This window comes from Pseudarthrobacter sp. NS4, assembly GCF_024758005.1.
GTDB lineage: Bacteria > Actinomycetota > Actinomycetes > Actinomycetales > Micrococcaceae > Arthrobacter.
On the sequence record NZ_CP103288.1, the window covers coordinates 1,557,114 to 1,584,039 of the forward strand.

At 66.1% G+C, this 26,926-nt stretch carries 24 protein-coding genes; 21 read left to right on the top strand and 3 right to left on the bottom strand.

The features are described 5' to 3' along the window. Positions 1–3 precede the first annotated feature (3 nt). Genes NXY83_RS07275 through NXY83_RS07300 form a run of 6 tightly spaced genes read left to right on the top strand, consistent with a single transcriptional unit; the run spans position 4 to position 6,385 of the window. Entirely contained in the window at positions 4–2,202 is a 2,199-nt protein-coding gene (locus NXY83_RS07275) for a biotin carboxylase N-terminal domain-containing protein (protein WP_258805417.1), read from the top strand. 2 nt (positions 2,203–2,204) lie between these two features. Further along, positions 2,205–3,368: an acyl-CoA dehydrogenase family protein gene (locus NXY83_RS07280; RefSeq protein ID WP_258805418.1), complete on the top strand. Its 1,164-nt coding sequence runs from the start codon at positions 2,205–2,207 to the stop codon at positions 3,366–3,368. Between the two features lie 35 nt (positions 3,369–3,403). After that, positions 3,404–4,213: a CoA transferase subunit A gene (locus NXY83_RS07285; protein WP_258806095.1), complete on the top strand. Its 810-nt coding sequence runs from the start codon at positions 3,404–3,406 to the stop codon at positions 4,211–4,213. Positions 4,214–4,215: 2 nt separating this feature from the next. Further along, complete coding sequence (locus NXY83_RS07290) at positions 4,216–4,992, top strand: CoA transferase subunit B (RefSeq protein ID WP_309484127.1); 777 nt, start codon at positions 4,216–4,218, stop codon at positions 4,990–4,992. Beyond that, positions 4,989–5,549, top strand: coding sequence for a MaoC family dehydratase (locus NXY83_RS07295; protein ID WP_258805419.1), 561 nt, complete (start codon positions 4,989–4,991; stop codon positions 5,547–5,549). The genes NXY83_RS07290 and NXY83_RS07295 overlap by 4 nt, the downstream gene beginning before the upstream one ends. After that, the gene (locus NXY83_RS07300; RefSeq protein ID WP_258805420.1) at positions 5,546–6,385 is read left to right on the top strand and encodes an HpcH/HpaI aldolase/citrate lyase family protein; all 840 of its coding nucleotides are present in this window, start codon (positions 5,546–5,548) and stop codon (positions 6,383–6,385) included. Before NXY83_RS07295 ends, NXY83_RS07300 begins: the two co-directional genes overlap by 4 nt. Positions 6,386–6,473: 88 nt before the next feature. Here the strand turns inward: NXY83_RS07300 and NXY83_RS07305 are convergent, their stop codons facing one another. Next, positions 6,474–7,940 carry a lipase maturation factor family protein gene (locus tag NXY83_RS07305; RefSeq protein ID WP_258805421.1) on the bottom strand — a complete coding sequence of 489 codons (1,467 nt, stop codon included), beginning with the start codon at positions 7,938–7,940 and terminating at the stop codon, positions 6,474–6,476. A 50-nt stretch (positions 7,941–7,990) separates the two neighbouring features. Here NXY83_RS07305 and NXY83_RS07310 point away from each other — a divergent pair, with 50 nt between their 5' ends. The 11 genes from NXY83_RS07310 (at position 7,991) to NXY83_RS07360 (ending at position 19,416) form a co-directional block, all read left to right on the top strand. Beyond that, positions 7,991–8,734: a TSUP family transporter gene (locus NXY83_RS07310; RefSeq protein WP_258805422.1), complete on the top strand. Its 744-nt coding sequence runs from the start codon at positions 7,991–7,993 to the stop codon at positions 8,732–8,734. Between the two features lie 53 nt (positions 8,735–8,787). Further along, entirely contained in the window at positions 8,788–9,972 is a 1,185-nt protein-coding gene (gene dxr, locus NXY83_RS07315; RefSeq protein ID WP_258805423.1) for a 1-deoxy-D-xylulose-5-phosphate reductoisomerase, read from the top strand. Positions 9,973–9,989: 17 nt separating this feature from the next. Next, entirely contained in the window at positions 9,990–11,321 is a 1,332-nt protein-coding gene (locus tag NXY83_RS07320; RefSeq protein ID WP_258805424.1) for a M50 family metallopeptidase, read from the top strand. 80 nt (positions 11,322–11,401) lie between these two features. Next, positions 11,402–12,076, top strand: a complete 675-nt coding sequence (locus tag NXY83_RS07325) for a MarR family transcriptional regulator (RefSeq protein ID WP_258805425.1) — start codon at positions 11,402–11,404, stop codon at positions 12,074–12,076. Next, a complete protein-coding gene (locus tag NXY83_RS07330) occupies positions 12,073–12,600 on the top strand; it encodes a hypothetical protein (RefSeq protein WP_258805426.1) in 528 nt (175 codons plus the stop codon). The genes NXY83_RS07325 and NXY83_RS07330 overlap by 4 nt, the downstream gene beginning before the upstream one ends. A gap of 74 nt (positions 12,601–12,674) precedes the next feature. Next, positions 12,675–12,968 (top strand): YciI family protein, encoded by a 294-nt coding sequence (locus tag NXY83_RS07335; protein WP_258805427.1) that lies wholly within the window; start codon positions 12,675–12,677, stop codon positions 12,966–12,968. A 34-nt stretch (positions 12,969–13,002) separates the two neighbouring features. Further along, complete coding sequence (ispG, locus tag NXY83_RS07340) at positions 13,003–14,169, top strand: flavodoxin-dependent (E)-4-hydroxy-3-methylbut-2-enyl-diphosphate synthase (RefSeq protein ID WP_079595518.1); 1,167 nt, start codon at positions 13,003–13,005, stop codon at positions 14,167–14,169. Continuing rightward, positions 14,132–15,022 carry a DUF4081 domain-containing GNAT family N-acetyltransferase gene (locus NXY83_RS07345; protein ID WP_258806097.1) on the top strand — a complete coding sequence of 297 codons (891 nt, stop codon included), beginning with the start codon at positions 14,132–14,134 and terminating at the stop codon, positions 15,020–15,022. Before ispG ends, NXY83_RS07345 begins: the two co-directional genes overlap by 38 nt. A 331-nt stretch (positions 15,023–15,353) precedes the next feature. Next, positions 15,354–17,165: a proline--tRNA ligase gene (locus NXY83_RS07350; protein ID WP_258805428.1), complete on the top strand. Its 1,812-nt coding sequence runs from the start codon at positions 15,354–15,356 to the stop codon at positions 17,163–17,165. A 9-nt stretch (positions 17,166–17,174) separates the two neighbouring features. Beyond that, positions 17,175–17,969, top strand: coding sequence for a sulfite exporter TauE/SafE family protein (locus tag NXY83_RS07355; RefSeq protein WP_258805429.1), 795 nt, complete (start codon positions 17,175–17,177; stop codon positions 17,967–17,969). A 55-nt stretch (positions 17,970–18,024) separates the two neighbouring features. Further along, positions 18,025–19,416 carry a pyridoxal phosphate-dependent decarboxylase family protein gene (locus NXY83_RS07360; RefSeq protein ID WP_258805430.1) on the top strand — a complete coding sequence of 464 codons (1,392 nt, stop codon included), beginning with the start codon at positions 18,025–18,027 and terminating at the stop codon, positions 19,414–19,416. 20 nt (positions 19,417–19,436) lie between these two features. Here the strand turns inward: NXY83_RS07360 and NXY83_RS07365 are convergent, their stop codons facing one another. After that, a complete protein-coding gene (locus NXY83_RS07365; RefSeq protein ID WP_258805431.1) occupies positions 19,437–20,480 on the bottom strand; it encodes an aminoglycoside phosphotransferase family protein in 1,044 nt (347 codons plus the stop codon). A 76-nt stretch (positions 20,481–20,556) separates the two neighbouring features. Next, a complete protein-coding gene (locus NXY83_RS07370) occupies positions 20,557–21,603 on the bottom strand; it encodes a ferritin-like domain-containing protein (protein ID WP_258805432.1) in 1,047 nt (348 codons plus the stop codon). Between the two features lie 106 nt (positions 21,604–21,709). Here NXY83_RS07370 and rimP point away from each other — a divergent pair, with 106 nt between their 5' ends. The 4 genes from rimP (at position 21,710) to infB (ending at position 26,906) form a co-directional block, all read left to right on the top strand. After that, complete coding sequence (rimP, locus tag NXY83_RS07375) at positions 21,710–22,327, top strand: ribosome maturation factor RimP (protein ID WP_258805433.1); 618 nt, start codon at positions 21,710–21,712, stop codon at positions 22,325–22,327. After that, positions 22,327–23,307: a transcription termination factor NusA gene (gene nusA / locus NXY83_RS07380; RefSeq protein ID WP_258805434.1), complete on the top strand. Its 981-nt coding sequence runs from the start codon at positions 22,327–22,329 to the stop codon at positions 23,305–23,307. Before rimP ends, nusA begins: the two co-directional genes overlap by 1 nt. 177 nt (positions 23,308–23,484) lie before the next feature. Beyond that, a complete protein-coding gene (locus NXY83_RS07385; protein ID WP_258806098.1) occupies positions 23,485–23,832 on the top strand; it encodes a YlxR family protein in 348 nt (115 codons plus the stop codon). A gap of 152 nt (positions 23,833–23,984) precedes the next feature. Then, positions 23,985–26,906: a translation initiation factor IF-2 gene (gene infB, locus NXY83_RS07390; protein WP_258805435.1), complete on the top strand. Its 2,922-nt coding sequence runs from the start codon at positions 23,985–23,987 to the stop codon at positions 26,904–26,906. Positions 26,907–26,926 lie beyond the last annotated feature (20 nt).

A 26,926-nucleotide genomic window follows, 5' to 3' on the forward strand; every position in this document is an offset into this window, starting at 1 on the left:
GCCATGACCCTGCATTCAACCGCCAACGTTTCGCCAGCCAGTTCCTCCGCCGCCCGCGAGCCACTGTTCGGCACAGTCCTGGTGGCCAACCGCGGCGAGATCGCATGCCGGGTGATCCGGACCCTGCGCGCCCTGGGCATCCGCTCAGTGGCCGTATACAGCGACGCCGACGCCGGTGCCCGGCACGTGCGCGAAGCCGACACCTCCGTACGGATCGGTCCGGCCCCGGCCGCGGAAAGCTATCTCAACATCGAGGCGGTTATCGGCGCCTGCCGGCAAACGGGAGCCAAAGCCGTGCATCCGGGCTACGGCTTCCTGAGCGAGAACGTTGATTTCGCCCGCGCACTGGAAAAGGCCGGCATCACCTTTATCGGCCCCGGCGTGGAAGCCCTGAATGTCATGGGGGACAAGATCCGCTCCAAGAACCACGTCGCCGGCTACGGCGTCCCGGTGGTTCCCGGCGTGGCCCGCCCCGGGATGACGGACGCCGAACTGGTTGAGGCCGCGGCCGCCGTCGGATTTCCGCTCCTGATCAAACCCTCCGCGGGAGGTGGCGGCAAAGGCATGCACGCCGTGGAAAAAGCGGAAGACCTGCCGGCAGCCCTGGCTACTGCGCGGCGGGTGGCGGCCAGCGCCTTTGGTGACGACACCCTTTTCCTGGAACGCCTGGTCACCACTCCCCGCCACATCGAAGTACAGGTGCTGGCGGACAACCACGGCAACGTCATTCATCTCGGGGAACGCGAATGCTCCCTGCAGCGACGGCACCAGAAGGTCATTGAAGAGGCGCCCTCGCCCCTGCTGGAAAGCCTCCCGGATGGCGCTGCCGTCCGTGCCCGCATCGGCGAGGCGGCCTGCAACGCCGCCCGCAGCGTGAATTACAGCGGCGCCGGAACAGTGGAGTTCCTGGTTTCCGATGACGCCCCGGACGAGTTCTATTTCATGGAGATGAACACCCGCCTGCAGGTGGAGCACCCTGTCACGGAGATGGTCACGGGCACCGACCTCGTCGAATGGCAGGTGCGGATTGCCGCAGGCGGGGAGTTGACCGTCCGGCAGGCCGACGTCGAACTTTCCGGCCACTCAGTGGAGGCACGCGTGTACGCCGAAGTGCCGGAAAAGAACTTCCTGCCGTCAACAGGGCGGGTATACCTGCTGGACGAACTGCCGTCCGGAACCGCCGGGACGGTGCGGGTGGATTCCTCACTGGTCGAGGGGCTGCAGCTGTCGTCGAGCTACGACCCGATGATGGCCAAGGTTGTTGCCTGGGGTGCGGACCGGGCAGCGGCCCTCGACACTTTGGACCAGGCGCTCGCCGGTTACACCGCCCTCGGCCTGGCAACCAACGTGGAGTACCTCCGGCTGCTGATCAACGACCCCGACGTCCGGGACGGGCGCCTGGACACCGGCCTGATTGAGCGGAAGCTGCCGGGGCTGGCTTTCCGCCGTGTCAGCGATGCGGAGTTGGTGGCCGCTGCCCTGTTCGCCGTGCATGCCGGTGAACAGGCTCCGCACGGGCCAGGTCCCTGGCAGGGACGTAGCGGCTGGCGGCTGGGAGCCCCTGCCCCCCGCCGGGTCAGCCTGGGAACGCCCGACGGCGGCCTGGCCACCGTTGCCGTCAGCGGCAGTCCCGGCGGGAGCATCGTGACGGTCGACGGCGGTAAACGCAGCAGGGCCTGCCTCCGCTTTCCTCGGCGCGGCCACATGGAGCTGACCCTCGACGGCGAAGTCCACGAGTATGCGCTGGCACCGGTCTACCCCGGGCCGGGGACCCCGCTGTCGGACGCTCCACTCCAGCTTTTCCTCGGCAACGAAGGCTGGTCCTGCCGGCTGGACGTGCTGACCCGCGAAGCGCGGCTGGAACGGGTCCTCGCGGCCATCCAGCAGGAGGAGGGATCCGCCGACCCGGCCGTACGTTCGCCCATGCCCGGCACCGTAGTGTCCGTAGCGGTTGCCGACGGGGACACCGTGAAAGCCGGCCAGGTCCTTGTTTCGGTGGAGGCCATGAAGATGGAACACCAGCTGCCGGCCCCGCTGGCCGGGACGGTGCACCTCAGCACGCGGCCCGGAGAGCTGGTGAAGGCTGAACAGGTAGTAGCCACCATCCACCCCGACCCGGAGCACAAACCCGGGCCCGGTACTGCCGGCACCTTCCCCGGCGGCGATACAGCCCAGGAACCAACCCACGGCAAAGGAGCCTAGACATGGCAGGTTTTGAACTCAGCGAGGAGTACCAGGACCTCAGCGAAACCGTCCGCGATTTCGCGGACACGGTGGTGGCCCCGGTATCGGCCAAGCACGACGAGGAGCACAGCTTCCCCTACGAAGTGGTGAAGCAGATGGCGGAGATGGGACTGTTCGGGCTGCCCTTCCCCGAGGCGTTCGGCGGGATGGGCGGGGACTACTTTGCCCTTGCCCTGGCGCTGGAGCAGCTCGGCCGGGTGGACCAATCGGTAGCCATCACCCTGGAAGCCGGCGTCTCCCTGGGCGCCATGCCCGTGTACCGCTTCGGTACCGACGCCCAGAAGGAGGAATGGCTGCCAATGCTGGCCTCGGGCCAGGCGCTCGCCGGCTTCGGGCTGACCGAACCCGAGGCCGGTTCCGATGCGGGGGGTACCAAGACCACGGCACGCCGGGACGGCGGGGACTGGGTGATCAACGGCAACAAGGAGTTCATCACCAACTCCGGGACGGACATCACCCGGCTGGTCACGGTCACCGCCGTGACCGGACAGAAGGAACGGGCGGACGGCACCCTGCAAAAGGAAATCTCCACCATTCTTGTGCCCACCGACACGCCCGGCTTCAAGGCGGAAAAACCGTACAACAAGGTGGGCTGGAACGCCTCGGACACACACCCGCTCACCTTGCGGGATGTCCGTGTCCCGGAGGAAAACCTGCTGGGCGCCGAAGGGCGCGGTTACGCCAACTTTCTCTCCATCCTGGACGAGGGCCGCATTGCCATCGCGGCGCTGGCCACCGGCGCCGCGCAGGGATGCGCGGACCTCTCCGTCAAGTACGCCAGGGAGCGCAGGGCCTTCGGCCAGGAGATCGGCAAGTACCAGGCCATCTCCTTCAAGATCGCCCGCATGGAAGCCAGGGCCCACACCGCCCGCCTGGCCTACTACGACGCGGCTGCCCGGATGCTTGCCGGGAAGCCGTTCAAGACGCAGGCGGCCATCGCTAAGATGGTCGCAGGCGAGGCGGCCATGGACAACGCGCGGGATGCCACCCAGGTATTCGGCGGCTATGGCTTCATCAACGAGTTCACCGTGGCACGCCACTACCGCGACTCCAAGATCCTTGAAGTGGGGGAGGGCACCACGGAGGTCCAGCTGATGCTGATCGCCCGCGAACTGGGACTGTAGTACCTGGGACTGCAGCCGGCCTGAAAGGATCAATGATGATTGACAAGGTTGTTGCCAGCGCCGACGAAGCAGTGGCGGACATACCGGACGGCGCCTCTCTGGCCGTGGGCGGGTTTGGACTCTGCGGAATTCCCGTCACCCTGATCGATGCGCTGCACCGCGCCGGCACCTCGGAACTGGAAACCGTCAGCAACAACTGCGGCGTGGACGACTGGGGCCTGGGCATCCTGCTCCGGGATGGACGCATCCGCCGCACCATCAGCTCCTACGTGGGCGAAAACAAGGAGTTCGCCCGCCAGTACCTGGCCGGCGAACTGGAAGTGGTCCTCACGCCCCAGGGCACGCTTGCGGAGAAGCTTCGCGCGGGCGGCGCCGGCATCCCTGCCTTCTACACGAAGGCGGGGGTAGGCACGCAGGTGTCCGAGGGTGGCCTGCCGCAGAAGTACGACGCCGACGGCGGCATCGCGGTGGCATCAGAACCCAAGGAGGTGCGTTCCTTCGGCGATGTGGACTATGTCCTGGAGGAAGCCCTGACACCCGACTTCGGGCTGGTCCATGCCTGGAAGGGAGACCGGCACGGCAACCTCGTCTTCCACGCCACCGCCATGAACTTCAACCCGCTCTGCGCCATGGCCGGCCGGATCACCATCGCGGAGGTGGAGGAACTCGTGGAGCCGGGCGAACTGGACCCCGGGCGCATCCACACCCCCGGGATTTTCGTTCAGCGGGTGGTCCTTGCCCCCAACGCCGAGAAACGGATCGAGAAGCGGACCGTGGCCCTTGCTGTCCCCGCCGGCGGCGGATCCGCAACAGGACCCGGCAGCAACCAGCAGGCAGGAGCATAACGATGGATCCCAACAGCCCCTACGCTCCCCGTCCGGAAGGCGTCCGGCCCGAGTTCCGGCGCGCGCCCTCCCAGCAGCAAGCCGCCCCCGGTGACGGAACCGGTGAGGCCGAAACCAAAGGCTGGACACGCAACGAGTTGGCCGCACGGGTGGCCATGGAGCTCAGCAACGGCCAGTATGTGAACCTCGGGATCGGCATGCCCACATTGATTCCCAACTACATTCCCGAGGGCGTTGAAGTGGTCCTCCACTCCGAGAACGGCATTCTGGGCGTAGGCCCGTATCCGGCAGAGGATGCCGTGGATCCGGACCTGATCAATGCGGGCAAGGAAACCGTCACCGTTAACAAGGGCGCCGCGTTCTTCGACTCCGCAGCTTCCTTCGGAATGATCCGGGGCGGCCATGTGGACGTTGCTGTCCTGGGTGCCATGGAGGTGGCCGCCAACGGCGACCTGGCCAACTGGATGATCCCGGGCAAGATGGTCAAGGGCATGGGCGGGGCCATGGACCTGGTGTTCGGCGCCAAGAAGGTCATCGTGATGATGGAACACGTGGACCGCAGCGGCAACCCCAAGATTGTCCAGCAATGTTCACTTCCGCTGACCGGCAAGGGGTGCGTGGACCGCATCATCACGGACCTCGCCGTCATCGACGTCGTCCAGGACACCTTCGGGTCCCGCCTGGTACTGCGCGAGCTGGCCCCCAACGTCTCGGTGGAGGACGTTGCCGCCGCCACCGGCGCCGAGCTGTTCGAGGAAGACCGGGAACTCACCGTATGACCGGCGGCAGCAACGGTCAGGATGCCCGGCAGAAGGACGACGGCGGACGGCGCGTCATCGAGCAGCGCGGGCTGTACTTCGATGAGCTCGAAGAGGGAGTGGTTTATGCGCATCGTCCCGGACGTACTGTGACGGAGGCGGACAACGTGCTGTTCACCACCCTCACCATGAACACGCAGGCACTGCACCTGGATGCGGCCTGGAGCGCCGCCCAGCCCTTCGGCCAGCGGCTGGTCAATTCCATGTTCACGCTCGCCACTGTGGTGGGCCAGTCCGTCACCCAGCTGACCCAGGGAACCATCATTGCCCAGCTGGGCCTGACTGACGTTTCCTTCCCGCACCCGCTGTACCACGGGGACACCCTCTATACGGAGACGGTGATCGCCGGCAAGCGGCTCTCCGAATCACGGCCGGGCCAGGGGATCGTCACCATGCAGCACACCGGCAGGAACCAGGACGGCACCGTGGTGGCGCTCGCCACCCGAAGCTGCCTGATGTGGACGCGTGAGGCCCACAGGAGGCAGTCCGGCAGCGGACAGGAGAGAATTCCGGTATGACCTTTCTGATGGGCCCTGCCCTGCTCTTTTGCCCCGCTGACCGGCCGGAACGCTACCAGAAGGCTGCCACGCGCGCCGATGCCGTGATCCTTGACCTTGAGGACGCAGTTGCCCCCGCCGACAAGCAGCGCGCACGCGGTGCCATCCTCGCCCAGGTGGGAACCACCGGTGACATCCCGGAGCTGGAGCCCAGCCGGACCATCATCAGGGTGAATCCTGCCGGGACGGAGGAATTTGAAAAGGACCTGCACTGCCTGGCGCACACGCCCTACCGGACCGTCATGCTGGCGAAGGCGGAAAGCGCCGACCAGTTGAAAGCCCTTGGGGGCTACCAGGTCATCGCGTTGTGCGAGACCGCCCTGGGTGTCCTGAATGCCCCGGCCATTGCAGCCGCACCCAATGTGGTGGCACTGATGTGGGGAGCCGAGGACCTGCTGGCGACCCTGGGCGGCACGTCCAGCCGAATGGACGACGGCGGCTACCGGGCAGTGGCGCTGCACGCCCGTTCAACCGTGCTGCTGGCAGCCCGTGCTTTTGGCAAGGAGGCCGTTGACGCCGTCTACGTCAACATCCCGGACCTTGCAGGCCTGGCGGCGGAAGCCGGCGACGCTGTCGCATCCGGATTCAGCTCCAAAGCCTGCATCCACCCCAGCCAGGCGGCAGTAGTACGGGGCGCGTATGCTCCCTCCGAAGCTGACGTGGCCGCGGCAACAGCCCTGCTGGAGGCCGCCCGGACGGCGGGTTCCGGGGTTTTCGAGCACAACGGAAAGATGATCGACGGACCAGTCATCAAACAGGCCGAGGCCATCATCCGTCGTGCAGGGAAGCACGCCTAGAAGCGCCCGACGCCGGGTGTTCGCCTCTGCGGGACGCTCACCTTTGCCCGCTGTTCACCTCTGCGGGATGCCCACCTTTGCCCGCTGCTCACCTTCGCCGGCCGTGGGACCGCCGCAGGGAAATGGGCGGGATGGGTTCGTAGAGCAGTGTCCGCACCCACCGGTTTCCCGTCTCCCGGAACTCCTGCCGGGTGGCGAAGCGATAGTGGTAGCTGAGCACGCGCACCCAGCGGGGTGGCTCGCCGTCGAACGGGTCGTGGCGCAGGAGCCGCAACGTTTTCCGGTCCGCCTCCAGCAGCTTGGTGAGGAACGCGTAGAACCACTCTTCGTGCACCGTCCTCAGCGGCAGGAACCACATCAGCCAGTCCAGCCGCAGGTGGTACGGCGCCCATTGCCGGGGGATGCGCCTCACATCCCCGGGCTTGCCCTTGAAGCCATACTCTCGCCAGTCCGAGGAGTCGTCGGGATCTTCATCCAGGGTCCCCTCCACCACGATCTCGATCCGCTGCTTGGTGACAGTCCCGAAGGCGCCGTACGTGTTGACCAGCTGCCAGCGGTTGAAGCTCGCGTTCATCAGCTGCCGGCGGGAGAACAGGTTCCGCAGTGGCCAGTAGCTGAGCACCACCAGCAACAGGGTGGCTGCGAGCGTGATGGCCAGCCACCAGACCGGAGTTTCCCTGTCCACACCCGCTCCGTGCCAATCCAGGGGGATTGCCGGCAGCACCGCATGGGCCACCGGGTCGCTGACAGCGGCGAAGGCCAGCACAATGGCGATCCAGTTCAGCCAGGCGAAGTTTCCGGTAGCCACCAGCCACAGCTGGGTGAAAATGACAATTCCCGCCGCTACGCTGGCCACCGGCTGCGGTGCGAACAGGAAGAACGGGACCACCAGTTGGGCGAAGTGGTTGCCCACCACCTCCACCTTGTGGAGGGGCTTGGGCAGGAGATGCGCCTGCCGGCTGAGTGGACCGGGCATCGGCTGCGTTTCATGGTGGTAGTACAGGGCAGTCAGGTCCCGCCACTCCCGGCCGCCGCGGATCTTGATCATCCCGGCACCGAATTCCAGGCGGAACACGAGCCACACGATCAGGATCAGGATGGTGCGGGGCGGGTCCGTCTGGTCAGAACCGAGGAACGCCACGGTGAAGCCCGCTTCAAGGAGCAGCATCTCCCAGCCGAAGCCGTAGAACGTCTGGCCCACGTTCACGATGGACATGTACAGCAGCCAGAGCGCCAGGAATGCAATCAGCGGCACCCACGGCGGTCCCAGTTGCGGAATTCCGGCCATAAGCAACGCCGACACCACGAGCCCTGCTGCGCAGACGGCCCGGAGCAGCCCGTCGGAGTACCGCCAACGGAACAGGGTGGGCCGGGGCATCCTGCTGAAGACGCCGAGGTACTGCGGGACCGGGAGGAGCCCCCGCTCACCCAGCAACGCGGGGAACTGGTTCAGTGAGGACAGAAATGCAACAAAGTACAGTGCTGCCACCCCTCGCTGCAGCACTTGCCGGGCGAACTCGTATTCCGGCGCGTCGAACCATGACAGCCAGTCCACGGGATCCACGTTACGCCCGCCCACCGGGAAGCTGCCACTAGGATCGAGGGATGTTTGTACTGGTGCTGATGGCCGTAATCGCAGGCGCGTTGGCCCAGCGGATCGCAGGCCTTGGCTTCGGGCTGCTCGTTGCACCGGTGCTGGTGGTTCTCCTGGGCCCCTTCGACGGCGTCATGATCGTCAATCTTTGCGGTGCGGCCTCGTCCCTGCTCATCCTCTCCCGGGTCTGGAGGCATGTGGCCTGGAAGAAGTACTTCGGACTGGCGCTCGCGGCCCTGGCCGGCGTCCTGCCTGGTGCGTGGCTGGCCAGCAACGTGCCCGAAGCGCCGCTGCAGATCTGCATCGGCATTCTGCTCGTCATTGCCCTGCTCGCTTCACAACGGCTGACCAGGACATCGTGGCGTGCCAGTGGGGCGGTTCCCATGGTGTCGCTGGGGTTTTCCAGCGGTCTCATGAACGCCGCGGCGGGCGTGGGCGGTCCGTCCATCACGGCGTACGCCATCGCCACGCGCTGGGAGCAGAAAAGCTTTAGTGCCACCCTCCAGCCGTACTTCATCACCACGGGCTTAAGCTCGCTCATCAGCAAATACGTGCTGTCGGGCGGGCATGTTCCCGGCCTGGAAGGCTGGCAGTGGCTGGCGATCCTTGCGGCCATGATCGTTGGAATCGTGGCCGGGGATCTGTTGTCCGGCAGGGTGCCTGCAGCTGCCGCGCGGCGGATCGTCACGGCCATCGCCTACGTGGGAGCGGTGGCCACCCTGGGCAAGGGCCTGATGGAACTGGCAGCGGCCTGAGTGCCGCGGTTCCTGCGGGCTGTCCGGGCACCCCGGTGGGAGATACTTAAGCAATGCAGCCACGCAGAATCGTCCTCCTCGGATCCACCGGTTCCATCGGCACCCAGGCGATTGACGTCGTCGACGGCGCCCCGCACCTGTTCGAGGTCGTGGCACTCAGCGCAGGCGGCGGCAACCTGGAACTCCTCGCCCGGCAAGCGGTCCACACGGGTGCTGCAGCGGTAGGAATAGCGGGCGGTGACCCGGGCCGGCTGGCAACGCTGATTGATGAAGCGGCCGCCGCAGCAGGAAAGCCCGGCTACCGGCCGGAGATCGTATCCGGCATCGATGCTTCCACCCGCATAGCGCAGATCGAGGCGGACGTGGTGCTCAACGGGATCACCGGTTCGATCGGCCTGGCACCCACCCTGGCGGCACTGGGCTCCGGCGCCACACTGGCCCTCGCCAACAAGGAGTCCCTTATTGTGGGCGGGGAGCTCGTCAAGGCTGCCGCCCGGGAGGGTCAGATTGTTCCCGTGGACTCCGAGCACTCCGCGATTGCCCAGTGCCTGCGCGCGGGCACTGCCGGCGAAGTGGAAAAATTGATCCTTACCGCGTCCGGAGGGCCGTTCCGGGGCAGGAGCCGGGAGGAGCTTCACGGGGTCACCCCGCAGGAGGCGTTGGCGCATCCCACCTGGGACATGGGCGTCATGGTCACCACCAATTCGGCCACGCTGGTGAACAAGGGCCTTGAGGTGATAGAGGCGCACCTGCTGTTCGATGTTCCGCTGGACCGGATAGACGTTGTTGTCCATCCCCAGTCCGTAGTGCATTCCATGGTCGAGTTCGTCGACGGTTCAGTCATTGCTCAGGCGTCCCCGCCGGACATGCGCCTGCCCATAGCCCTGGGGCTGGGCTGGCCTGAGAGGGTATCCAACGCCGCGGCAGCCTGCGACTGGACCAAGGCCGCCACCTGGACCTTTGAACCACTGGACGTGGCCGCTTTCCCCGCCGTCGAACTCGCCAAGGAGGCCGCCAAGCAGGGGAGCACCTTCCCCGCAGTCTTCAATGCGGCAAACGAGGAGGCGGTAACGGCCTTCCATGACGGCCGCATTCGGTTCACTGACATAGTGGACACCGTGGAAGACGTCCTCAGCGAACACTCAGGCTCCTCACGGCTGACGGTGGAATCCGTACTCGATGCTGAGAGCTGGGCACGTGCCCGCGCACACGAACGTTTAGCAGTCAGCAGTCTCTAGGAAGCAGCAGCACCTCCATGACCCCCGTTCTTCTTTTTGTCCTCGGCGTCGTCTTTGTGGCCATCGGCATCGCTGCCTCCATCGCGCTCCACGAAGTGGGCCACCTGGTGCCCGCCAAGCTCTTCAAGGTGCGTGTGACCAAGTACATGATCGGCTTTGGCCCCACCTTGTGGTCCAAGCGGAGAGGCGAAACCGAGTACGGCGTAAAGGCCATACCGTTGGGCGGTTACGTATCCATGATCGGCATGTACCCACCCAACAAGGACGACGGGTCCGTCCGCCCCTCCAGCACGGGGATGTTCCAGACCCTGGCCACCGAAGCGCGGTCAATGGCGCACGAGGAAGTGGGCCCGGGCGACGAAAACCGCGTCTTCTACCGGCTCCCGGTATGGAAAAAGATCATTGTGATGCTGGGCGGACCGGCCATGAACATGGTCCTCGGCCTGATCCTGACCGCCGTCCTGCTGATGGGCTTCGGGATGGCAACGGCCACCACAACCATCTCCGACGTCTCCAAGTGCCAGGTGGCCGCGGGCGAGACAGTCGATCCTGATTCTGCTGATTGCCAGCTCACGCCTGCTGCTGCCGCGGGCCTGCAGCCCAATGACACCGTCACTTCCTTTGATGGAAAGGACGTGACCAGCTGGGACCAGCTGACCGAGTGGATCCGCGCCTCCGCCGGCCGCGAAGTGGCCATCACCGTGGAACGCGGCGGGGCCCCGGTTTCGACGACGGTCACACCCGTTTTGTCAGCCCGGCCCATCATCGGCGTGGACGGCAGGCAGGAAACGGACGACGCGGGGAACCTCCGTTACCAGGATGTCGGCTTCCTGGGAATCGGTGCGCAGACAGAACTGGTGCCCCAGCCGGCATCGTCCGTCCTGCCGATGGCGGGGGAGAACATCCGCCAGGTGGCCGGGGTGATCTTCAACCTGCCGGCACGGGTGGTAGGCGTGGCGAAAGCTGCCTTCAGCGAAGAGCCGCGCGACCCCAACGGTCCCATCAGCGTGGTGGGTGTGGGCCGGGTGGCCGGCGAAGTCGCTGCCATGGAGGAAATCCCGGTCCAGTCGCGGGTGGCCACCCTGGTCGGCCTGATGGCCGGGCTGAACTTTGCCCTGGCAGTCTTCAACCTGGTCCCGCTTCTGCCGCTCGATGGCGGCCACGTTGCCGGGGCGCTCTACGAAGGCGCCCGTCGACGGGTCGCCAAGCTCTTCGGACGGCCTGATCCCGGTGCCTTCGACATAGCCAAACTGCTGCCCGCGACCTATGTGGTGGTGGTCCTGCTGATGGGGATGAGCGCGCTGTTGATCTACGCGGATATCGTAAAGCCCATCAATCTCTTCGGCTGACCGTCAGTCATAAAAGGGTGATTCACAGGGATCAGTCATTTTTGGTTGATTATTGGTAGTCAGCCTCTTATGGTTGCTTTATGTTCGTAATGACAATCGACCAGCAGGGCAGCACCGGTGACAGGGACCGGGTTCCGGACCTCATCTCGGAGCTTGCGGAACTGACCCCTTCTGCCTTTGAGCGGTCGGTAGGCGACGAGCTCCAGGGAGCAGTCAGAGACGCGGCCGACGTCGTGGACATTGCCCTGCATGCACTGCGTACCGGTCGCTGGTACGTGGGCATCGGCGTAGGCACTGTATCCCTTCCCGCCGGCGCCAGCCCGCGGGAGGGGACGGGCACCGGGTTCGTTGCCGCACGAAAAGCCGTTGAACAGGCCAAAACCTCAGGCCATCAGGTTCCCTTGTCGGTGGTGTCGGGCACCATGGGCAAGGAAGCGGGAAGCCAATCCGCAGGCGGCGAGGGGGTAAGGGCATGTGCAAATGCCGAGGCAGTGCTGCGCCTGCTGGGCCGCCTCGTCCAGGAGCGCACGGAAGCCCAATGGCGGGTGGTGGATGCCCTCCGCCGCCAAGGTACGGGCAGGCATGGTCGCCAAAAACAGGTTGCGGCGGAGCTTGGAATCAGTGAACAGTCGGTGAGCCGTACCGTTCTTCGGTCCGGCTGGCAGGAAGAATGGGCAGCCAGGCCGGCAGCAGCGATGCTCCTGGACTATTCGCATTCAAGGATTGCCGGTTCCCATAGCGAAGGAGCGCAGTGAACGCACTGTGGATCACGGCCGCACTGCTCGTGGCGGGTTTTGCCGGCTGGCCCGTGACGGCGCTTGTCTTCAAGGTCGCCAGGACCATTGACGACAAGGCGGATGCGGCCAAGGCGGCAGAGCAGGCCCGGCGGGCTGCAGAGGATCCGTCCGCCGACGTCACTGTTGACCCTGCACGCGCAGGGCACCCGGACACAGCCGGCCAGAATGTGGACGGCGAGCTGACTGCCGGGCCGGACCATCCGGCGTCGGGCGCTTCAGCTGCAGAACCCTTGCTGCCAAGCCAACGGATCCTGCGCGGCGGGGCCATTATCGGAATCCTTGAACGGCTGGGCGTGTGCCTGGCCATCCTCACCAGCCAGCCGGTGGCCATCGCCTATATTGTGGCCATCAAAGGCCTGGGCAGGTTCGCGGAGTTGAAGGAGACGCCAGTAGCGGCTGAGCGGTTCATTATCGGAACACTGACCTCCATGCTCTGGGCTGCCGGTATCGCGGCTGTGGTCAAGGTCCTCTTCCTCACCTGAAACAGGGTTTGCCGTCCGGCCTGGAAGTGCCACCCGGATGGGTGGGAAGGCAGCCATGGCGATAGGGTAGCGGTATGACAGTTTTTGCCGTTGAGTACGTTTACGCCGCCGATTCCACCGAAGCCCGGAACGAGGCCCGCCCCGCCCACCGTGAATGGACCGGGACCCTGGCGCAGGACGGCGCCATCCTTGCCAGCGGCCCCTACGGCGACGGCGCGGGCGCTCTGCTGATCTTCAAGGCAGCAGACGAAGCCGGGCTCAACTCAATCCTCAAGCAGGACCCCTTTGCAGCCGCCGGAGTCATTGCAGGAATCCGCATCACTGAATGGTCTCCGGTGACCGGCGTGCTTGCCGGGCTCGCCGCGTAACCGCTTCTTCACCCTTTCAACTCTAGGAGTCCACGTGACCTCGGTCAGCCTGGGAATGCCGTCAGCACCGCCACCCGTCCTTGCCCCGCGCCGGAAGACCCGCCAGATCAAGGTCGGATCCGTTGGGGTGGGCTCAGATTTCCCTATCAGTGTGCAGTCGATGACCACCACACCCACCACTGACATCAACGCCACCCTGCAGCAGATCGCGGAGCTGACGGCGTCCGGCTGCGACATTGTGCGCGTTGCCTGCCCCTCTGCGGACGATGCCGAGGCGCTGCCCATCATCGCCCGGAAATCCCAGATCCCGGTTATCGCGGACATCCACTTCCAGCCGAAGTACGTGTTCGCCGCTATCGAGGCCGGTTGCGCGGCGGTGCGCGTGAACCCCGGAAACATCCGCAAGTTCGACGATCAGGTCAAGGAAATCGCCGCTGCCGCGCGCGATCACGGCACATCCATCCGCATCGGCGTCAATGCCGGTTCACTGGAGCCGGGCATCCTCAAGAAGTACGGCAAGGCCACCCCCGAAGCGCTGGTGGAGTCCGCAGTCTGGGAAGCGTCGCTCTTCGAGGAGCACGGGTTCCATGACTTCAAGATCTCCGTGAAGCACAACGACCCCGTCATAATGGTTGCGGCGTACGAAATGCTGGCGGAGAAGGGCGACTGGCCACTCCACCTTGGCGTGACCGAGGCAGGGCCTGCATTCCAGGGAACCATCAAGTCGGCCACAGCTTTCGGAGCACTGCTGTCCCGCGGTATCGGCGACACCATCCGCGTCTCCCTCTCGGCCCCGCCGGTGGAAGAAATCAAGGTTGGAAACCAGATCCTGCAGTCCCTGAACCTGCGCCCCCGCAAGCTCGAAATTGTGTCCTGCCCGTCCTGCGGCCGCGCCCAGGTGGATGTGTACACGCTGGCGGAGCAGGTTACGGCAGGGCTGGAGGGTATGGAGATCCCGCTGCGTGTGGCTGTCATGGGCTGCGTGGTGAACGGGCCGGGCGAGGCACGTGAAGCCGACCTCGGTGTTGCTTCCGGTAACGGCAAGGGCCAGATTTTTGTGAAGGGTGAAGTCATTAAGACTGTCCCCGAGAGCGAAATTGTTGAGACACTGATCGAAGAGGCCATGCGTATCGCGGAAGAGATGGGGGAGGCCGATGGCGAAGATGCTGTCAAGGGTAGCCCCGTGGTTAGCGTCTCGTAGGGACGTTTCCGATCTGGCGGGGATGTCGGTCCGCACGCTGGACGGCCGGGATACTGATGCCCTGAAGCGGCTGGCACAGCAGGATCCGGTCACCAATGTGTTCATCCTGGCCCACCTGCGCGCCGCCGGCACGGCCGCCCCCACCAGCGGCGGTGCCGGCATTTTTGGAGTTTTCGACGACGGCGTCCTGGTGGGTGCGTGCTGGGCCGGTGCCAATCTGGTTCCGGTCCAGCTGGATCCTGCCCTGGCCGGGGCGGTGGCCGAGGCAGCCAACAGGTCCGGCCGCCGCTATGCCTCCGCCTTTGGTCCTGCAGACTCGGTGCTGGCCCTTCACACGGAACTTGTGGAGCGGGGCCACCGCGCACATGAAGTGCGGGCCGAGCAGCCCTTGATGATTATTGACGGGCCTCCCTGCGTTGAGCCGAACCCCGGCCTCGGACTGGGAAACCTCGCGGATTTTGACCGCATCCTTCCCGCCTGCGCCGCCATGTTCGAGGAGGAAGTCGGATATTCGCCTTTCCTGGGCGGGAGGGAATTCTACAGCCGCCGGGTGGAAGGGCTGATCCGGCAGGGCCATTCCCTCGTCCACCTCAATGACGCCCGCGAAGTGGTGTTCAAAGCGGAGCTTGGTGCTGTTACATCGGATGTCACCCAGATCCAGGGCGTTTGGATGAACCCGCTCTTCCGTGGACAGGGTTTAAGCTCCGGCTACATGTCTGCCGTTGTGGAGCAGGCACAAAAGGTTGCACCTGTCACCAGCCTCTACGTCAACGGATTCAACACCAGGGCGCGGTCAACCTACGAACGCGTCGGTTTCCGGCAGGTGGGCACGTTCGCTACCGTTCTCTTTTAGTCCCGCGCTACCGCAGGTCGACAGGCCGAGGCGAAAAATTACTTGTCAACGTGCCGCCCATCACATAGGTTCGATCTAGCTGCGCTGGAGTGGCGTGGGCGGTCTCACCAGTCCTCACCAGTACTTGGGCGATAACGGCGCTGAGCCACGTCCGGATGCGATGACCAGCCTTTTGGGGGGCCAGGGGCTTTGTATTTCCGGGCGTGGCTCTTCTGTGTCCGCCTCAGGACAGCAGCAGTCTGAGCGGGGCGCCGTGTGCCGGTAGATTAGTACCCAGACGAATTGTCCGGCCCTGCTGATCCAGCACTTCCCCAGAAACGGATACCCACCCGTGGTTACACGACTGTCCCAGCTGTTCCTGCGCACCCTGCGTGAAGATCCCGTCGATGCCGAGGTGGCAAGCCACCGGCTCCTGGTCCGCGCAGGCTATATCCGCCGCGCGGCCCCCGGCATCTATACCTGGCTGCCGCTGGGACTGAGCGTCCTGCGCAAAGTGGAAGCCGTCATCCGTGAGGAGATGGCCGGCATCGGGGCCCAGGAGGTTCACTTCCCGGCTCTCCTGCCCCGCGAACCGTACGAGGCCACCAACCGCTGGACCGAGTACGGCGAGGGCCTGTTCCGGCTCCAGGACCGCAAGGGCGCCGATTACCTGCTGGCCCCCACCCATGAGGAAATGTTCACGCTGCTGGTGAAGGACCTGTATTCCTCCTACAAGGACCTGCCGCTGAGCCTCTACCAGATCCAGAACAAGTACCGGGACGAAGCGCGTCCCCGCGCTGGCCTGCTTCGCGGACGCGAGTTCATTATGAAGGACTCTTACTCCTTTGACGTGGACGACGCCGGCCTCGACGCCAGTTACATGGCCCACCGAGGTGCCTACCTCCGCATCTTCGAGCGCCTCGGCCTGGAGGTCATTCCCGTTACCGCCACGGCCGGCGCCATGGGTGGCTCCAAGAGCGAGGAATTCCTCCATCCCACGGACATCGGCGAGGACACGTTCGTGCGCTCCGCCGGCGGATATTCAGCCAATGTCGAGGCCGTCACCACCGTTGTCCCGAAGGATATCGACTTCAGCGCGGCTCCCGCCGCCGAAGTCCTTGACACCCCGGATACCCCCACCATCGAAACGCTGGTGGCCGCGTCCAACGAACTCGCGCCGCGCAGCGAGGCCGACGGCGGCGCATGGACTGCCGCCGATACGCTCAAGAACGTGGTGCTCGCCGTCACCCTGCCCACCGGAGAACGCCAGCTGGTGGTCATCGGCCTTCCGGGTGACCGCGGCGTGGACCTGAAACGCGTTGAGGCAAACATCGGCTCCTTCCTGCCCATCGGCGGCGAAATCGGCCTTGAGGCTGCCAATGACGATGACCTCAAGAAGCAGCCCCTCATCGTCAAGGGCTACCTTGGCCCCGGCCTGTCCCTGGATGAGCCGCTGCTGGGCGCCGAAAGCCCAACCAAGCTCCTGTACCTGGTGGATCCCCGCGTGGTCCGCGGCACAGCCTGGATCACCGGCGCCAACGAAGCCGGCAAGCACGTCTTCGGCCTGGTGGCCGGCCGTGACTTCACCTGGGACGGCGTCATCGAATGCACCGATGTCCGCGCAGGTGATCCCGCCCCGGACGGTTCCGGCCCGCTGGAGATCGCACGCGGCATCGAGATGGGGCACATCTTCCAGCTTGGCCGCAAGTACGCCGAAGCCCTGGAACTGAAGGTCCTGGACCAGAACGGCAAGCAGGTCACGGTGACCATGGGCTCCTACGGCGTGGGCGTTACCAGGGCGGTTGCGGCGCTGGCCGAGTCCAACCACGACGCAAGGGGCCTCGTTTGGCCCCGGACTGTTGCTCCCGCCGACGTCCATGTGGTGGCGGTGGGCAAGGGCGAGGAAATCTTTGCAACCGCGGAGCGCCTGGCAGCGGACCTTGAGGCAGCGGGCCTTGACGTTCTCCTCGACGACCGGCCCAAGGTGTCGCCCGGCGTCAAGTTCGGGGATGCCGAACTGGTGGGTGTTCCCACAATCCTGGCCGTCGGCCGCGGCCTGGTGGACGGCGTTGTCGAAATAAAGGACCGGCGCACGGGCGAGGCAGAGAACGTAGCGGTTGACAAGGCGGTTGACTACGTGGTCAACGCCGTCCGCAACAGCTGATCCCCGGCGGTGGACCTGGGACTTGAATCCCTCCAGCTGACAACGCTCCTCCTGCTGGTGCTGGCAGGTTTCGCTGCCGGCTGGGTGGATGCCGTGGTGGGCGGGGGCGGGCTGATCCAGCTGCCCGCCCTGCTGCTGGTCCCGGGCATCACGCCTGTGCAGGCCCTGGCTACCAATAAACTGGGCTCCATTTTCGGAACGGCCACCAGCGCCACCACCTATTACCGGCGGGTGGGGCCGGACCTGAAGACGGCGCTGCCCATGGCCCTGATCGCCTTGGCGGGCAGTTTCGGCGGTGCCGTGTTGGCGGCCACCCTGCCCGCCAACGTCTTCAAACCCATCATCGTCACCGCGCTGGTCGCCGTCGCGCTTTTCACGGCACTCAAACCCTCTGTCGGAGACCTCACAGCACTGCGGCATGACGGCCACAGGCACTACGTGGTGGCTTGCCTCATCGGCGCCGTCATCGGTTTCTACGACGGCCTCATCGGCCCGGGCACCGGCTCGTTCCTGGTCATCGCCCTGGTCTCGGCCATGGGTTACGCCTTCCTGGAAGCCAGCGCCAAAGCAAAGATCGTGAACATGGCCACCAACGCGGGCGCGCTGTTGTTCTTCCTGCCCCACGGCTCCATTTTGTGGGGGCTGGGGCTGCTGCTGGGCCTGTCCAACATGGCCGGCGGGTACCTGGGCGCACGGACGGCCGTAAAGCAGGGGAGCCGCTTCGTCCGCGTGGTTTTCCTGGTGGTAGTGGCGGCCCTCATCATCAAACTCGGGTATGACATCTGGCAGGAAAATTTTGCCTGACCCTGGCCGGTTTTGGCCCCTCGTGGCTGACCGCGGCGAGGCGTAGCATGCAGGTATGTCACGCGGCGACGAGGACTACGCCCGGGCCATGGCAGCTGCCGTGCGCCACTCCACGGCCTGGCTGCAAAGCCTTCCCGAGCGGCGGGTGGGACCCAGCGCCGCTGCCCATGACCTTACCGATGCTTTCGGCGGGCTCCTGCCCCGGCAGGGAATGCCGGCCGAAGACGTGGTGGACTTCCTGGCGCGGACGGCCGAACCCGGGCTGATGGCAATGCCCTCCGGCCGGTTCTTTGGCTGGGTTATCGGCGGCACCCTGCCGGCAGCACTTGCTTCCGACTGGCTGGTCAGCGCCTGGGACCAGAATGCCGGGCTCCGCTACGCCACCCCGGCCATGGCAGCCATCGAGGAAGGCGCCGGAAACTGGCTTCTGGACTTGCTGGGGCTGCCTGCGGGCTCCGACGTGGGATTTGTCACCGGTGCCACCATGGCCAACTTCACCGGGCTGGCCGCCGGGCGATGGCGGCTTCTCACCGACGCGGGCTGGGACCTGGACCGGGACGGGCTCTCCGGTGCCCCGCGGATCCGCTGCTTCGTGGGCCGGGAGCGGCATGACACTGTGGACCTCGGCCTGCGGTACCTGGGGCTGGGGCGGCCCGCCGTGGTTGACGCCGATGGCCAGGGACGCCTGATTCCGTCAGCGCTGGATGCGGCGCTGCGGGAAGGTGCGGGGCCGGCTTTAGTATGCCTGCAGGCCGGGAACCTTCACTCCGGTGCCTTTGATCCGTTTGCCGACGCGATCGCCGTTGCGAAGAAGCATGGCGCATGGGTCCACATTGACGGGGCCTTCGGACTGTGGGCGGCCGCCGCGCCGGAGCTGCGCCACCTGACCAGCGGCTGCGAGGACGCGGACTCGTGGGCGACAGATGCCCACAAGACATTGAATGTGCCGTATGACTGCGGTGTCGCCATCGTCCGGGACGCCTCCGCACTTCGCTCGGCCATGGGCCTGCACACCAGTTACCTGGTGCACGACGCGGAAGGGCCCGGGGACCCCTTCGAAAGAGTCCCGGAACTGTCCCGCCGGGCCCGCGGCGTGCCGGTGTGGGCTGCGTTGAAAAGCCTTGGCCGCGACGGTGTGGCAGCCCAGGTCAGGGGTCTGGCTGCGGCTGCCTCTGACATCGCCGCCGGACTGGCCGGGCTGGACGGCGTGGAGGTGCTGAACGACGTCGACTACACCCAGGTGTGCGTGGCTTTCGGTGACGATGACACCACCCGCGCGGTAACAGCCCGCATCATCGAGGACGGCAGGGTTTGGATGTCGGGCTCCCGCTGGCGCGACCGGGACATCCTGCGGGTTTCAGTCAGCAACTGGCACACGGCCGGTGAAGATGTGGGCACGGCAGTGGATGCCGTCAGGTCCGCCCTGGCTGCCGTACGCGGTACCTGACCGGAACCCTCATCGGCACTTTATCCGGCGCCGGGTGCCTGTCCTGGTTCGCGCAGAGCATGCGCCGGCGGCAGCCCTTCCAGCGTCCGGCCGGCAAGGGTGCTGGCCACCCAAAGCGAGCGTGCCATGTCGCCCTGGTGGTCCGGCATACCGGCGTACCACAGCGCGTTGGCTACTTCCCTGGCAATGCCCCATTGCCGGGCCACATCAGTGTCCAGGTCCGCCGCCGCGCTGAAGTCGGCACACCGGCGCAGGAGCGCGTCCCCGGGCTGGCTGGCGGGCAGATCCCTGATCCGGTTCCACAGGAGCGGGGCCACGGCAAATTCCGGTTCGCCGATCATGGGCTGGGGATCGATGGCGGCGTATCCCGCCGCCGTCGGCCCTCCATCCATTGCGGGGACGCCGGGCCGGGCCAGGACATTGAGGAAGTGCAGGTCCGTATGCACCAGGGCATCGCGCCCGGAGCGCCGTCCCACCGCGCCGCGGGTCTGGCATACCTCCAGGGCCGCTTCGAGCAGCCAGCGGGGGAAGGGCCGCCCCAGCTGTTCCCAATCGGCGGGGAGGTCATCGCTCCACTGTTCAGCACGCGCTGCGATGTGCTGGAACTCGTGCCACTGGGGCCGGTCGTCCGGGCGGAGGCTTAGCTGCCGGACCAGTCCGCCCCAGACATTCACGGCGTCCTCCAGCGGCACGTTGTTGAGCGAGTGCATTGCCTCCAGCCGCTCCAGGAGCATGGCGCAGGTGCCCGCGTCCGATTCGAGCAAAGTTACCGCCCCGCGGCCCTGCCACAGAGCCAGGGCATGCCGTTCAACCCTTGCTTCATCATGCGGAAAAGCAACTTTGAGGACCGCAGGGGAGCCGTCCGCCTGAAGCACCGGGATCACCACTCCGCCATGGCCGTTCCACGGCAGCGTGCCGTCAGGAAGGTCGGGCTCCAGGCGCCAGTGTTCAAGCCGTCCCTGGATCAGGCCGGGAAGTGAGCCAAGCCATGCCCGTCCTGCACTGCTCCGGCGGTACCGTGCGGTGAGGTCCGGGGGAATGGGTACTGCTGTGTGCTGGCTCATCAGGTCCAGCCTAAGCGCAGCAGGGGCGCGAGCGGCTGCGGCCCGTCGGACGGAGCCGAAAGGCGGAGCTGGTGCCTTACCCGGGGAGGGGCGGAAGCTGTGCCTCATCCAACGCCAGTCCCGGAACCGGACCGGGGTCACCGCCCCAGTGGAGGGCGCGGTCCGCCGCGGACTGCATCGCCGACAGTGCCCATGCGCGGGCAGGACCATGCGTGAGTGCCACCACGTCTCCGTAGGCCGGCAGGGTTGCGGCTTCCAGCCGCGCCAGGCCGGCCGCCGGTGCGGCCAGGAAGCCGGCATCCAGAACATAGCCGGGCTGCTGTGGCGGGGGAGTGCCGCAGTAGAGGCGGCTGAGGGCTTCAGCGTCTACCGCGAGGACCTGGTGCCGGTCCAGGAATTCCGACGCCGGCCCGGCCTCCGCGGGAGGCAGCCGGGTCAGGGCGGCCTGGTAGCCGTAAACCGCCTCTTGTTCGGCGACGGCAGCCGCCGCAAGGGCAGTGCCCGGGCCCGTCGCGGCAGGCGGAACCGATGGGCAGGGTGTGGGGGGTGTCCCGGGCTCCGGTGCATTTGCCGCCGCCCGGCCGTACCCGGCTACAGCCTCCGGCGCGCCCGCGGCGGCTGCGAGGTCACGGGCCGCGAGAAGCTGGGCTGTGCCTGCCCCTGCCAGCAGCCGGGCCATTCCGCCGTCGGCAGTTTCCGCATCCTTCAACCGCTGGGAACCGCTGGCGGCCAATGCGGTGGCAAGCCCGGCCATCGTCATCTCCGGGGCAGCGGAGGCCGGGGGAGCAGTGGACGTGGCGGACGCGGATGCCGGGGCTGCGTCCTCCGGCAGCAGCAGCGCACGGGCCTGGATGGTCAGCAAGGTCACAACCCGGTGTGCGGAGGCGGCAGCACCGCCATCGGTGGTTCCGGCAGCGAGCTGCCGCCCGGCTGTGCGGAGCTTCAGGGCGTCTTCGAAGGCCGCTGTACGCGCCTGCTCGGAGAACGGCGGCGCCTGCGGAGCCGGGGGTTCGGCGGGGATGAGGGCGAATCCCAGGCTAAGGACGAGGAGGGCTGCGAGCGACAGGACGGCGTACCGGAAATAGCGCATCCGGGGGCGGTTTTCCTGGTTGTCGTCGTTCACAACAGACCATGGTGTCACGCCGGGGAGGGAACTCCGTGCACCACTAAGCCGGTAAAATAGCTACGCTAGTACACACAACATCATCTATAGGGAGGCGGCCGGCATCGTGAGCAATGCAGAAGCCACGGCTTCACCAGACCACACCGGAACGGGTCGGCCTGACTCCGCAGCCGCACACAATCCGGAAGCTGCCCGGCTCCGGGCGCTCCTTGAACCCCCGGTCCGGGCAAACCGCCTGTACCTTGAGGACGTCGCCATTAGCGTTGCCGGCTCCCACCGGGTGGTCCACGTTGTGGTGGACCTGCCACAGGAGGAAACCGGCGGGGTCAACCTGGATGTCATTGCCGAGATTTCCAAGGTGCTCTCCGATGTGCTGGATAACGACCCCGGTGACGACGGCCGCCCGTACGATCTTGAAGTGTCCTCACCTGGCGTGGGGCGCCCGCTGACGGAACCACGGCATTGGCACCGGGCCAAGGGCCGGATGGTCAAGGTCAACGTGGTCCAGGGCGACAACATCACAGGCCGCATCCAGTCCGTGGACGACAGCGGCGTGACGCTCATCCCGGAGATCGCGGTCAAGAAGGGCATGAAGCCCAAGCAGGGCGACCCGGTAAAACTTCCTTTCGACAGGATCCGCAGCGGAAAAGTCGAGATCGAATTCAGCCACCTCGATGAGGGCGGTCTGGAACCTGAACACAATGGACCTTCTGAGGAGGCCTGATGGATATTGACATGAGCGCACTGAGACTTCTGGAGCGTGAGCGTGAAATCCCGCTGGACCTCCTGATTCCCACCATCGAGCAGGCGCTCCTGGTGGCGTACCACAAGTCTCCCGGCGCATTTGAAAAGGCCCGGGCCGAGCTCGACCGCAAGAGCGGCCACGTGACCATCTGGGCTGTCGAGATTGACGACGACGGCGCCCCCATTGGCGAGTTCGAGCACACGCCGGAAGGATTCGGCCGCATCGCCGCAAGCACCGCGCGCCAGATCATCCTGCAGCGGCTCCGCGACGTTGAAGACGACAACGTCCTGGGCGAGTTCAAAGGCCGCGAAGGTGAGCTGGTATCCGGCACCATCCAGCAGGGCAACAACCCGCACATGATCCAGGTCAACCTGGGGTCCGTGGAAGCGCTGCTGCCGCCGCCCGAGCAGGTCCCCGGTGAGAAGTACGTCCACGGCAACCGGCTTCGTGCCCTGGTCATCGACGTCCACCGCGGCTCCAAGGGCCCGTCCGTCACGTTGTCCCGGTCCCACCCGGGCCTCGTGCGCAAGCTCTTCGAACTCGAAGTGCCGGAGATCGCCGACCGCTCGGTGGAAATCGTTGCCCTCGCGCGTGAAGCAGGACACCGCACCAAGATCGCCGTCAAGGCCAACATTCCGGGCATCAACGCCAAGGGCGCCTGCATCGGTGAAATGGGTTCGCGGGTCCGTGCCGTCATGACCGAGCTCAACGACGAGAAGATCGACATCGTGGACTTCAGCGAGAACCCCGCCACGTTTATTGCCAGCGCTCTCTCACCTTCGCGGGTGAATTCGGTCACCATTACCGATGAGGCAACCCGGTCCGCGCGCGTGGTGGTTCCCGACTACCAGCTGTCCCTGGCCATCGGCAAGGAGGGCCAGAACGCCCGCCTGGCCGCGAAGCTCACCGGCTGGCGGATCGACATCGTTTCCGACGCCGCTACGGCCAAGGAAAACTGACCACCTTACCGGTGGACCTGCCACGCCGGAACACCAAGTGGTTCGGGCAGAACGGCCCGGAGGGGCTAGAATAGATAGGACCGCGCCTAACGGTCGGCAGCCGTGCGCCTTGGGTGTGCCCTTTCCGTGACAGCGGGAGGGCAATACCTGTGGCCAGCAGAGATGAACGTCAGGACGATGACCGTGGCAGAAGTACTTACCAGCGGGAGTCAACCGGAACGGACCTGCATCGGATGCCGGAAGAAAGGGCTGCGGTCTGAGTTACTCCGGCTCGTCGCCGAAGGCAGCGGTTCAAACGCTGTCCTGGTGGATGAACGACGCCGGATGGCTGGCCGGGGTGCATGGCTGCATCCCAGCGAATCGTGCCTGGCTCTGGCGATCAAGCGGCGAGCATTCGGGCGTGCCCTTCGGGGCGCAACCGGAACCTCCGCCGTGGAACACCGGATCAAGTCGGGCCCGAACGTCGCAGGCGCCCCGGTGGCTGCGACACCAACCGTCCAACCTGAAAGCGGGTCAGAAATCTGATGGAAACCCGATGAGTTCCCAGCGATGAGTGCGTAACGATGACAACTTTGTTGCGCTCTGCAATGGGCCCTTCTGCAGCATGTGCGGCTGGGGCCCGCAGTAAGAAGTAGACGGTTCGTGCCTGGCTCGGTGCGGACCGAGACAGGAGAAATGTGGCCAAGGTCCGCGTACACGAGCTCGCGAAAGAGCTCGGTATTACTTCCAAAGATGCAGTGACAAAACTGCAGGAACTGGGCGAATTCGTTCGCTCTGCCTCTTCCACCATTGAGGCCCCGGTGGTGCGCAAGCTGCGCAACGCCTACCCCGACGCCGCGGCCAAGTCCGCAGCTCCGGCAGCCGCGCCCAAGGCGCCGGCTCCGGCGGCAGAAGCACGCCCTTCAACCCCCGCTCCCGGCCCGGCTGCGCCCAAGGCTCCGGCCCCCACGGCGCAGGCACCTGCACCCGCTGCTGCTCCGGCAGCACCGGCACCGGCCGTTGCTCCGGCAGCACCCGCTGCCAGCACGCCTGAAGCACCGGCTGCACCCGCCGCGCCGTCCACAGGCGCCAAGCCTGGTGCACGCCCGGCTCCCAAGGCTGAAACCCCGGCTGCACCTGCTGCCCGCCAGGGTGGCTCCACTCCCGGTGCATCCGCACCCCGTCCCGGCGGTCCCCGTCCGGGCAACAACCCCTTCGCCACCTCGCAGGGCATGCCCCGCGGCCGTGGCGGCGACGGTGACCGCGCTCCGCGTCCGGGCAACAACCCGTTCGCTACGTCCCAGGGCATGCCCCGTGCGGGCGGCGGCCGTACCGACGGCGATCGTCCCGGTGGTCCGCGTCCCGCAGCCGGTGCCGGTGGTCCCCGTCCGGGTGGTCCGCGTCCCGCAGCCGGTGCCGGCGGCCCCCGTCCCGCAGCAGGCGCAGGTGGACCCCGCCCGGGTGCACCGCGTCCCGGTGGTGCAGGTGGAAACCGTCCTACTCCCGGAATGATGCCCAACCGCACTGAGCGTCCCGCACCTGCCGGTGCCGGTGCCGGCCGTCCCGGTGGCGGTGGCCGTGGTCCCGGACGCCCAGGTGGCGCCCCGGGCACAGGTGCTCCCGGTACCGGCGGCGGTGCTCCCGCCGGCGGTGGATTCGGCAAGGGCGGCCGCGGCCGCGGCGGTACCCAGGGCGCCTTCGGCAAGGGCGGCGCCGGTCGCGGCAAGCAGCGCAAGTCGAAGCGTGCAAAGCGCCAGGAACTTGAGCAGATGAGTGCCCCGTCGCTGGGTGGCGTGAGCGTACCCCGCGGCGACGGCAACACTGTCATCCGCCTGCGCCGCGGCTCGTCCATCACGGACTTCGCTGACAAGATCGAGGCAAACCCCGCAGCACTGGTAACTGTTCTCTTCCACCTCGGTGAAATGGCTACGGCCACCCAGTCGCTGGATGAAGAAACTTTTGCGCTGCTGGGCGAGGAGCTTGGCTACAAGCTCCAGGTTGTGTCGCCCGAGGACGAGGAGCGCGAGCTGCTCTCTGGGTTCGACATCGACTTCGACGCCGAGCTGGAAGCCGAAGGCGACGAGGAACTCGAGGCACGTCCTCCGGTTGTCACCGTCATGGGCCACGTGGACCACGGTAAGACCCGCCTGCTTGACGCCATCCGCAAGTCCGACGTCATGGCCGGCGAGCACGGCGGCATCACGCAGCACATCGGTGCCTACCAGGTCACGCACCTCCACGAAGGCGACGATCGCAAGATCACCTTCATCGACACCCCGGGCCACGAGGCGTTCACCGCCATGCGTGCCCGTGGTGCGAAGGTCACCGACATCGCCATCCTGGTGGTTGCAGCGGACGACGGCGTCATGCCGCAGACCGTTGAAGCCCTCAACCACGCCCAGGCAGCCAACGTGCCGATCGTGGTGGCAGTGAACAAGATCGACAAGGAAGGCGCCAACCCGGAAAAGGTCCGCGGCCAGCTGACCGAGTATGGCCTGGTTCCCGAAGAGTACGGTGGCGACACCATGTTCGTAGAGGTCTCTGCCCGGCAGAACCTCAACATCGACGAGCTGCTTGAGGCTGTCCTGCTGACCGCAGACGCTGCCCTGGACATGCGCGCCAACCCGAACAAGGACGCCCGCGGCATCGCGATCGAAGCCAACCTGGACAAGGGCCGCGGTGCGGTTGCTACCGTCCTGGTCCAGTCCGGTACGCTGCGCGTCGGTGACACCATCGTTGCAGGCACGGCCCACGGCCGCGTCCGTGCAATGTTCGACGACGACGGCAGCGCCCTGACCGAGGCCGGCCCGTCCCGCCCCGTCCAGGTGCTGGGTCTGTCCAACGTGCCGCGCGCCGGTGACACCTTCTTCGTGACCGCTGACGAGCGCACCGCCCGCCAGATCGCCGAGAAGCGTGAAGCAGCCGACCGCAACGCCGCCCTGGCCAAGCGCCGCAAGCGCATCAGCCTCGAAGACTTCGACCAGGCAGTGGCCGACGGCAAGATCGACACCCTCAACCTCATCCTCAAGGGTGACGTGTCCGGTGCCGTGGAAGCCCTCGAAGACGCCCTGCTCAAGATCGACGTCGGAGAAGGCGTGCAGCTGCGCGTCATCCACCGCGGTGTTGGTGCCATCACGCAGAACGACGTCAACCTGGCAACGGTCGACAGCGCCGTCATCATCGGCTTCAACGTCAAGCCCGCCGAGCGGGTTGCCGAACTGGCAGACCGCGAAGGCGTGGACATGCGCTTCTACTCCGTCATCTACTCCGCAATCGATGACATCGAGATGGCGCTCAAGGGCATGCTCAAGCCGGAATACGAAGAATTCCAGCTCGGCACTGCCGAGGTCCGCGAAGTCTTCCGCTCCTCCAAGTTCGGAAACATCGCCGGCTCGATCGTCCGTTCCGGCATCATCCGCCGTAACACCAAGGCCCGCATCAGCCGCGACGGCAAGATCATCGGTGACAACCTCACCGTTGAGACGCTCAAGCGCTTCAAGGATGACGCCACTGAAGTCCGCACGGACTTCGAGTGTGGTATCGGTCTTGGCTCGTACAACGACATCAACGAAGGCGACATCATCGAGACCTTCGAGATGCGTGAGAAGCCGCGCGTCTAAGCGTTCTCACGGTGGGGCGC